This window comes from Mesorhizobium sp. A623 (assembly GCF_054489405.1).
Genome location: NZ_JBTMXB010000071.1, coordinates 1 through 8,603, shown reverse-complemented (window position 1 = coordinate 8,603; position 8,603 = coordinate 1). Strand labels below are relative to the sequence as shown.

Sequence of the window (8,603 nt, the reverse complement as noted above, 5' to 3'; positions counted from 1 at the left end):
ATGCTGTCGCCCGTCGAATTCGAACGGCAGCAGAAAACGTAACCTGGGAGCGTCTACAAAACACGGGGCTATTCACTACCCGTATATCGATGGCCGTGCATCTTTGTCACCTGTATCACTGGATGCGCCATGGATACTATTCATGATTGGAGCGCCACGATGGCAAAGGCCGTACGCGGAGCCGCAAGATGCGGCTGCGTGGAACAGACGACTGGAGTGGCGATATGCGCCTTGTCTGGCTAACCCTCGGTCTGGCCAGTCTGGCGTTGGGCGGGCTGGGTGTGGCGCTGCCGCTTCTGCCCACGACACCCTTCGTGCTGCTGGCGGCCTACTGCTTCGCCAAGTCATCGCGCAGACTGCATGACTGGCTGCTCGACAGCCACGCTTTTGGCAAGGCAATCCGCGACTGGCGTGCACATCGTGCAATCAGTCGCAGGAGCAAGGCGATGAGCGTATTCGCCATGGCGTTATCGCTGGCCGCCTCATTTGTCCTGGCGGTGGATCTCGCTATCATCGGTCTCCAGTCGCTCGTACTGTCCGGCGCAGCGGCCTTTGTCCTGACCCGCGACACCGCACCATAGGTCGTAGTTCTCGCCGGTTCGCTATGATCGAATAGCGGACAGCAATTCCAGAAAGGAACAAGACATGACAGATACCTGGCTTCCCTCGCTCAAGACCGCGACCGCGCAAGAGGGCTTTGATCTTGCCACCAAGCTGGCTCGCGTCGGCGTCAAGGTGACCCAGCCTTCAGCCGAGGTTCGCGACAAGCTGCGCGCCGCCTATGATCACGATTCAAGTCAGTTGATCGCTTCGTCGCAAGTTATTGCCATTCATTTCCAGACGGTGGCAGCCGCAAACAATTACTGGCGCGAGTGACGCGCACGCAGCCGCAGTCCATTACTGATGGAAATACCTCCGCTATGACACTTTCTCGTAAATCCATCGCGGCGGTGGCCGCACTTTCTGCAAAAAAATCCGGAACAGATGGATCGACACAAAACATGGCCAAGGGCGCGCCTGTGAACGCGCGCCACGTATCGTCGGCAGACCGTGTGGAAACTCGCCGGTGATTCACGATAGGGTCGGATTTTGAGGGTTTGCGCCGTTTCAGCTGGTTTTCCGATATCGGCCGTTCCTACGAGCGTCGTAGGCCTGCACGTCCTGTTTTCTGGCCGTTGTCGGCGGTTTTGAAGCCGGGCCGCAGCCCCTTTAAGCCTTCGCTGCGGCGATCAAGCCGGAAACACCGATGATGGTGATGGCCCGTTTTATGTTGTAGGCGAGCGCGGTCAGGCTGAACTCGCCCCGCACGTTCTCCAGACGACGCATTAGGAAGGCGCCCTGGTTCATCCATTGCTTCATCGTGCCGAACGGATGTTCGACGCTCTCGCGCCGCCGGTCGAGAACATCAGGGCGCGCTGCAAGCCTTGCGGCCATACGATCAAGCACCGCCTCGTTCTCCAACCGCGAGACGCGCCGGAAGCCTTTGGTACAGCGGCTCCGCATGGGGCACGCCCTGCAGGCACTCCGGTTGCAGTAATCGATCTTCACGTTGTCACGCGATCGGCGCTCATAGCGCGGCGAAAGGGTATGACCTGCCGGGCAAATATAGATGTCCTTCTCCTGATCGTAGCGGAACTCGTCCTTGGTGAAGAAGCCCTCGCGCACGGCCAGACCTCGAATGGGCTTGGGAACGTAAGCGGTGATCCCGGCCCTCTCGCAGGCTTCGATGTCCTCGATCTTGAAGTAACCGCGATCGGCGACTGCCTCGATCCGCTCGACACCAAGCGTGTTCATCGCCGCTTCCACCGTCGGCGCGAGCAGGCCCATGTCGAGGACTTGGTTGGTGACCGCCTGCTCGGCGATCAGCTTGTGCTTCACGTCGACCGCCAGCTGGATGTTGTAGCCGACGCCCACTTTCGTCATGCGCGCCATGGCGCGAGCGTCGGGATCGGTCAACGAGATCTGGGCCTCGCCGCTGCGGTCAAGTTCGCTCAGCAGCGCCTTGTGACGATCGCGCCTGGCGCCGATGACCGCAATCTTCTCGGCCAGCTTGGTGTCGCCGCGACCGCCGCCGCTGTCCATCCGATGCTCCTCGGCATCGCCTTCGTCGAGCCGCTTCACGTAATTGGTCAGCTTCTCATCGGCCTCGCGGATGAATTTGGTCAGGGCGCCGCGCGTGAAGTTGCGGTCCTTGTTGTTGACGGCCTTGATCCGCGTTCCGTCGACCGCCAGGAGTTCGCGCCCGAACAAATCGAGCTGCCGGCACAGCACGACGAACTCGCGGAACACCGCCCTGAAGGCGGTCCGGTTGTCACGACGAAAGTCGGCGATCGTCTTGAAGTCTGGCCTCAGGTGACGCAGGAGCCAGATTACTTCGATGTTACGATGGGTCTCGGCTTCAAGGCGGCGGCTCGATCGCACCCGATTGAGATAGCCATAGATGTAGAGCTTCAGGAGATCGGCGGGATTGTAGCCGGGACGGCCCGTCGCCCTCGGTGCGACGCGGCCGAACCCGGCACTCGCCAGATCCAGCCCGTACACGAAGGCGTCGATGAACCGGACCGGGTTGTCTGGCTCGACATAGTCGTCCACCGCTTCCGGCAGAAGCAGCACTTGCGAGCGGTCACTTCCAGAAATATGTGCCATGCTGGAGTCTACCGCGCCAGTCGTTGGAGAGGAATCCGCTCAAGTCGACTTTCCACACGGTCTGTAGGCCATGCGCGACGTACGCCACCGGTTGCTGTGCGGCGCCTTTCCGAGCCGACCGAGGTCGGGGCCCATGTCCGGCATGAAGATACTTCACCAGCCTCCGCCCGGGTCAAAGAAGGACACCGTCAACAACCCACTTTCGTTAACCAGGGACGCGTGGCCCTTAGGACCATCGCTCGGGGCTACTCCGGTGACGGTGGACGGTCACATTTTCCGCGGGAAACGCGCTGATGACCCACAAGCACAAAAAGTGGAGGTTGGATCGAAGCGAAACAGATGTGCCTTGCAGATTGGCCGTGCGACGCGCTCATCACATGATCTGGTGCCAGGAAGATCTCGCTCGAAGCGGTATCCGGCTGATCTGGCGCGTTCATCGTCTGTGGTGTCGGTTTCGGACTGAAATTCGGTTCCTCACGGCCTTAGACTGGAACGGTCTCAGTAAAGGAGGTCGTTATGAGCCTTGACTCAAACATCCATGCTGGTTCAACAGCCACTCGTGCTTCTGCCCTGGCATCCAACTCCATCCGCCAATGTGTTAGCGTTGATCAGTCCGACCGCAAGGTGCCTATCAACCTGCGCCAGTCCGGACCGACACCGGTGGAAATGCTGATTTCGACGCGCGTGCGCAAGTCGCCTTATTGGCATCTCTCCCATGCTGCCGGTTGCTGGCGGGCAACCGTCTATAACCGGACTTATCACCCACGCGGCTATCTGCGCCCCGAAGAAGGAGGCGCAATGGCCGAATACGAGGCGTTGGTAAATCACGTCACCATGTGGAACGTGGCAGTCGAGCGGCAGATTCGAGTGAAGGGGCCTGAAGCAGAAGCCTTCGTTGATCGCGTCATCACACGCGACGCGACCCGTATCGCGCCGATGAATGGCAAATATGTCATCGTCTGTAACGAGGCGGGAGGGATACTGAACGATCCCATCCTACTGCGGTTGGGAAAGGACGAGTTCTGGTTTTCGCTTTCCGACAGCGATCTGGAGTGGTGGCTGCGGGGCGTGAACGCCGGCTGGGAGATGGATGTCGAGATCGGCGAAATCGATGTCGCGCCAGTACAAATCCAGGGCCCGAAGTCCGAAGCGCTGCTGGTCGATCTGTTCGGAAAAGTCATAAGCGAGTTGCCCTATTATGGGTTGATGGAGGGTGAGATCGCAGGTCTCCCTGTCTTGATCTCCCAGACCGGTTTCTCCGGCGAGAAGGGTTACGAGATCTATCTGCGCGATGCCACGGTTCACGCTGAAAAGCTCTGGGACGCAGTGCTGGAGGCTGGCAAGAAGCATCAGCTAATGGTGATCGCCCCCGCACATCATCGCCGCATTGCCGCTGGAATCCTGTCCTGGGGGCAAGACATAGACCAGGAGGTCTCGCCTTTTCAGTGCCATCTCGCCTACCAGGTGCCGCGCAATAAAGCGGTAGATTATATCGGCAAGGCAGCCCTTGAGGCACAACGCGCAGAAATCGACGCCGGCCGGTTTCCCTTCGGGATGACCTTGGTCGGTCTCACTTTCGGTGGCAATCCGGTGACCGACTATGCGCCCGATTTCTGGCTGATCTCCCAGGAAGACGGGAATGATCCTGTGGGATACATCACTTCACCCTGGTTCTCGCCGGAACTTGCCGCGAACATCGCGCTGGGATGGGTACCGGTTACCATGAAACCGCTCGGCACCAGGCTCAAAGTCTGGCTACCACAAGAATACGCCGATGAACCGGGGCGCCCAGTAGAAGGGCAGGTGGTCGAAGTACCTTTCCGCCCATCGGTCAATCCGAGCGCCCGAGAAGTGGCAAAGTCGCATGGCCGTGACTCGGCATACTGATTTTTAGGAGCCCGCCTAACAGCGGCCGCCTCCTGAGACAAACGTCTGCCGGTGGATGAGGCTTGGCGTTCGCGTAAAGCTGTGTGAAACCTGAGGGAAAGAAATGCGTTTCTTCAAAAGCGCGGATATCGCGGCAAGACTGTCGGCGTCACTCGAGGTCACGCCAAGACAGGCGATCGAATCTGCCGAGCTACCGGACCTGTTTCCATCCGGGACCCGCGTCTATATCACCGATATCGGCGGTGAAACCGATATGCTGGTCAGGGCCGCAGCACGCATTGGCGAATTGGACTATGTCGCAGTGCCGCATTTTGCTGCCCGACGCCTGACGAACAGGATAGCCCTTGCTGATCGCATCAAAGCACTGGCTGAAGAGGCTGGTGTTAGTGACGTACTTGTCATCGGTGGCGATCTCGATAAGCCCACTGGTGATTTTTCTTCCTCCATGGAGATCCTGGAGACTGGACTTTTCGACACGCACGGCATCAGGGAGATCGCGATCGCCGGTCATCCGGAAGGGAGCCCTGACTTCTCGGAAGCAGTCGCGATCGAAGCCTTGCGGCTGAAGGCGGCCTTCGGCGAGCGCACGGATGCCCAATTACGCGTCGTTACGCAGTTCGGCTTCGATGCCGAACGCTATATAGGTTGGGCGCGGACCCTGCATGACCACGGGATCGACCTGCCGGTTCATGTCGGTGTCGCCGGTCCGGTCAAGATCAACACACTCCTGAAATACGCCACCATGTGCGGCGTCGGTAATTCGCTGTCGATCCTCAAGAGCCGCCCCGGTGCGCTGGTTACCCTGATGACCCGTTACTCACCGGAAACCGTGGTGGGATCTCTGGAGAAGCATGCGATGGCGATGCCGGGATCGTCAATCCGCCAGATTCATATCTTTCCATTTGGCCAGATTGCCACCACGGCACAGTGGCTGAGAGAACGAGGAAGCTGGCCCGCCGGGAACGACATCAGCGCTCTTGTACGGTAATGAGGCCAGCAGCTCTCGATTTCTTTGATTGCTTCCAGCCCGCTCTCGGGTGTTGCCATAATCTGATAGCGGTTCCAAACGGACTGGTCAGCCTGGCCGAGGCGAGCCGATCTTCGAAAAGATGGCTCGTCGCCCAAAATTCGAGATGATCGATTTCAGTATCCGTGGTAGCAACTTCTTTGGGAAGTTTTCAACCCTTGGTGTCTCTGCCGGGTTTTTCTCAGCCTACCTTCCCGCGGACGATCGTGGTTCATTGGTTAACAATTGCCAGATGGCACTTGCGAAGCCCAAAGAAAGCTGGCGTTAGCGATGTCAAAAACCGATACACTCATCATCAGTTCCTCCGATCAGGTTCCACGCCGAACCTTGCTCAAGCGGTTTCCTGTTCCTCGCAATTTTGGTGTATCGCCTGAATCGCGCATCGAGCGCGGCCGGACATGGCCCACACCGACGGGTGCGGCGCGGGTGAAGACGTTCGAGATATATCGCTACGATCCGGACGGCGACGATAACCCGCGTCTCGACACATTCGAGGTCGATCTCGATACCTGTGGACCGATGGTTCTGGATGCACTGATCTGGGTCAAGAACAACGTGGACCCGACACTAACCTTTCGTCGCTCTTGCCGTGAGGGTATCTGTGGCTCTTGCGCCATGAACATGGACGGCACAAACTGGCTGGCCTGCACCAGATATATTGAAGAAACCGACACGCCCGCGAGAATCTATCCGTTGGCTAACATGAGAATCATCAAAGATCTGGTCCCTGATCTGACCCACGTTCTCGCGCAATACGAAATGATTGAGCCCTGGCTCCAGGCAAAGACGCCCGCACCGGGCCAGGAGCGACTGCAGGCGCCGGAAGATCGCCAGAAGCTTGACGGGTATTATGAATGCATCCTTTGCTTCTGCTGCACATCCGGCTGCCCCAGCCACTGGTGGAACGGGGACAGGTTCCTTGGCCCTGCCGCGCTTTTGCAGGCCTGGCGCTGGTTGATCGATAGCCGCGATGAAGCAACCGGCGAGCGGCTCGACCATCTGGAAGACCCATTCCGGCTCTATCGCTGCCACACCATCCTCAACTGCACCCGAACCTGTCCGAAAGGACTCAATCCGGGCAAGGCGATCGCGGAAATCAAGAAAATGGTCGCCGACCGGCGAAGCTAGCGAGGAGCCATGAAACCTGTCTCACGTAAGCGTACGAGGCCGCTGTCGCCGAACATCCAGGTTTACCGGCCGCAACTCACTTCGGTGCTCTCGATTGCCAACCGCATCACAGGTGTCGCCTTAAGTGCTTGCGCCGTCGTTCTGGTCTTCTGGCTGGTCGCGGCGGCAAGGGGACCGGATGCCTATTCCCGATTTCAGATTGTTCTCGGGTCGTGGCCCGGCCGCATCTTGCTCCTGGCCGCCTCATTTGCCTTTTTCCTGCATCTTTGTGGTGGCCTTCGTCATTTGGTCTGGGACAGCGTGCAGGCGTTTGAACTGAGGCAGATATACGCATCTGGATGGATTATCGTCATAGCGAGCGTGGCGCTAACATTGGCTTCCTGGCTCATCAGTCTGATGATTACAGGACACATCTGATGGGTCGGTATCGCCTTCGTACCCCGCTTGGGCGCGCTGCTGGTCTTGGTTCGGCCAAATCGGGATTTGATCATTGGTGGGCGCAGCGAGTAACGGCGGTCGGGCTGGTGCCGCTCGCCGTGTGGTTTGCGGCTTCAGTGATCGCACACAGCGGAAGCGACTACGAGACGTTCGTCCGTTGGATGGGCGCGCCGATTAACACCGTGCTAATGATCCTGCTGCTGCTTGCGCTTTTCTGGCACACTGCCTTGGGCCTTCAAGTGGTGATCGAGGACTATGTTCATTCGGGCGTAAAGATTATGGCTCTGCTCATTGTGCGCTTCACGTGCTTTGCTTTGGCGGTGGCCGGAATCGTGGCGACATTGCACATTGCGTTTGGCGCATCGGCAGTTATCTGAGTCTTAGACGAAAAAACCAGCGCCGCATCAGAAAGCAGGCAGGAGTAAAAATGACGTGTTGAAAGTGGAAAGACTTTTACCGAGTGCGAGGGAGCGGCTAATCTGTGTCAAATCCGGTGCCCTGTTGATCGACGCGGCTCGGCTGCTCAACGGTCCGAAATTCAACCTCGTCGTTGTCTGTGATAACGCCGGGAAAATGGCTGGCGTTATCACCAAGACCGATGTGGTCGATCGTATCAGTCAATGCACTGGCTGCAGCTGCACAATGGCGGCGTCGGGTGTGATGACGACAGAGGTAGCGTTCTGCCACTTGGACGATTGGACGAGTGATGTCTGGTCGATCATCAAGCAGCGAGGCCTGAAGAACATTCCGATCGTGGATCAGGGCTCAACGCCTGTCGGGGTGCTCAATGCTAGAGATGTACTTCAAGCTCTCCTCGAGGAGGTACAGTACGAAGAACAATTGCTGCGCGATTATGTGATGTGTGTTGGGTATCACTGAACGCTTTACCCCCAGAAAAGCAGGCATCGGGACATCCGGCAAATAGACAGCGAAACAGCGTGATCTTTCGGTCGGTAGTGAGTTATTCGTAACAGAGGCATCGGTAAAAGAGGGGTGTCCGGGGAGGTACCTCTATTGGCTATCAGCTTTTGCTCCAGCGCTTCCAATTCGCGTGAAAGCACAACCCGCTTCATCGCAAGGCCGGTCGGCCACCGACGAATACGCGCATTTTCGCCCATACTATTATCTTCATCTGCTAAGGTCGCAGTTCACGTCTTAGTGTCGGTCCAAAAAGAAGTTGAATGATATGAATCGCTTGTGATTCCATGCAGTCGATTTGAGTCGACGAGGGCGTGGACGGAATGTGGACGAAGGCAAACCGCGGGAAATACAATCGGGATGGTCTGCGCTATCCGAGCGATTTGACGAACGCGGAATGGGGGCTGGTCGAACCTTTGATTCCGCCTGCCAAGCGCGGCGGCCGCAGGCGTGAGGTCGATGTGCGCGAGGTTCTCAACGGACTTCTTTATGTTCTCAGCACGGGCTGCCAATGGCGGGCCGTGCCGAAGGACCTGCCGCCCAGGAGTACGCTGTTCAG

10 protein-coding genes are annotated in these 8,603 nt (G+C 58.1%); 9 read left to right on the top strand and 1 reads right to left on the bottom strand.

Annotation, left to right across the window (positions count from 1 at the left end; genetic code table 11):
• Positions 1-146 precede the first annotated feature (146 nt).
• Positions 147-581 carry a YbaN family protein gene (locus ACX3P1_RS27335; RefSeq protein ID WP_459082843.1) on the top strand — a complete coding sequence of 145 codons (435 nt, stop codon included), beginning with the start codon at positions 147-149 and terminating at the stop codon, positions 579-581.
• 64 nt (positions 582-645) lie between these two features.
• Entirely contained in the window at positions 646-876 is a 231-nt protein-coding gene (locus tag ACX3P1_RS27330) for a hexameric tyrosine-coordinated heme protein (RefSeq protein WP_459082841.1), read from the top strand.
• Between the two features lie 333 nt (positions 877-1,209).
• Here ACX3P1_RS27330 and ACX3P1_RS27325 read toward each other — a convergent pair whose 3' ends face one another.
• Positions 1,210-2,646 (bottom strand): IS1182 family transposase, encoded by a 1,437-nt coding sequence (locus ACX3P1_RS27325; RefSeq protein WP_459082839.1) that lies wholly within the window; start codon positions 2,644-2,646, stop codon positions 1,210-1,212.
• Positions 2,647-3,162: 516 nt separating this feature from the next.
• Here ACX3P1_RS27325 and ACX3P1_RS27320 point away from each other — a divergent pair.
• From ACX3P1_RS27320 to ACX3P1_RS27290, 7 genes are all read left to right on the top strand, one after another.
• Positions 3,163-4,533, top strand: coding sequence for a glycine cleavage T C-terminal barrel domain-containing protein (locus tag ACX3P1_RS27320; protein WP_459082837.1), 1,371 nt, complete (start codon positions 3,163-3,165; stop codon positions 4,531-4,533).
• A 103-nt stretch (positions 4,534-4,636) separates the two neighbouring features.
• A complete protein-coding gene (locus ACX3P1_RS27315; RefSeq protein WP_459082835.1) occupies positions 4,637-5,521 on the top strand; it encodes a methylenetetrahydrofolate reductase in 885 nt (294 codons plus the stop codon).
• Between the two features lie 309 nt (positions 5,522-5,830).
• The gene (locus ACX3P1_RS27310; protein WP_459082833.1) at positions 5,831-6,688 is read left to right on the top strand and encodes a succinate dehydrogenase iron-sulfur subunit; all 858 of its coding nucleotides are present in this window, start codon (positions 5,831-5,833) and stop codon (positions 6,686-6,688) included.
• 9 nt (positions 6,689-6,697) lie between these two features.
• Positions 6,698-7,105, top strand: coding sequence for a succinate dehydrogenase, cytochrome b556 subunit (sdhC, locus tag ACX3P1_RS27305; RefSeq protein ID WP_459082831.1), 408 nt, complete (start codon positions 6,698-6,700; stop codon positions 7,103-7,105).
• Positions 7,105-7,503: a succinate dehydrogenase, hydrophobic membrane anchor protein gene (gene sdhD, locus ACX3P1_RS27300; protein ID WP_459082829.1), complete on the top strand. Its 399-nt coding sequence runs from the start codon at positions 7,105-7,107 to the stop codon at positions 7,501-7,503. The genes sdhC and sdhD overlap by 1 nt, the downstream gene beginning before the upstream one ends.
• A 55-nt stretch (positions 7,504-7,558) precedes the next feature.
• Positions 7,559-8,005 carry a CBS domain-containing protein gene (locus ACX3P1_RS27295; RefSeq protein ID WP_459082827.1) on the top strand — a complete coding sequence of 149 codons (447 nt, stop codon included), beginning with the start codon at positions 7,559-7,561 and terminating at the stop codon, positions 8,003-8,005.
• A gap of 362 nt (positions 8,006-8,367) precedes the next feature.
• Positions 8,368-8,603: transposase (locus tag ACX3P1_RS27290; protein ID WP_459082825.1), on the top strand; the 236-nt coding region annotated here is incomplete at its 3' end.

Coding starts and splice junctions, on each gene's coding strand:
- ACX3P1_RS27330 (WP_459082841.1), top strand. CDS start 646: ATGACAGATACCTGGCTTCCCTCGCTCAAGACCGCGACCGCGCAAGAG.
- ACX3P1_RS27325 (WP_459082839.1), bottom strand. CDS start 2,646: ATGGCACATATTTCTGGAAGTGACCGCTCGCAAGTGCTGCTTCTGCCG.
- ACX3P1_RS27320 (WP_459082837.1), top strand. CDS start 3,163: ATGAGCCTTGACTCAAACATCCATGCTGGTTCAACAGCCACTCGTGCT.
- ACX3P1_RS27315 (WP_459082835.1), top strand. CDS start 4,637: ATGCGTTTCTTCAAAAGCGCGGATATCGCGGCAAGACTGTCGGCGTCA.
- ACX3P1_RS27310 (WP_459082833.1), top strand. CDS start 5,831: ATGTCAAAAACCGATACACTCATCATCAGTTCCTCCGATCAGGTTCCA.
- sdhC (WP_459082831.1), top strand. CDS start 6,698: ATGAAACCTGTCTCACGTAAGCGTACGAGGCCGCTGTCGCCGAACATC.
- sdhD (WP_459082829.1), top strand. CDS start 7,105: ATGGGTCGGTATCGCCTTCGTACCCCGCTTGGGCGCGCTGCTGGTCTT.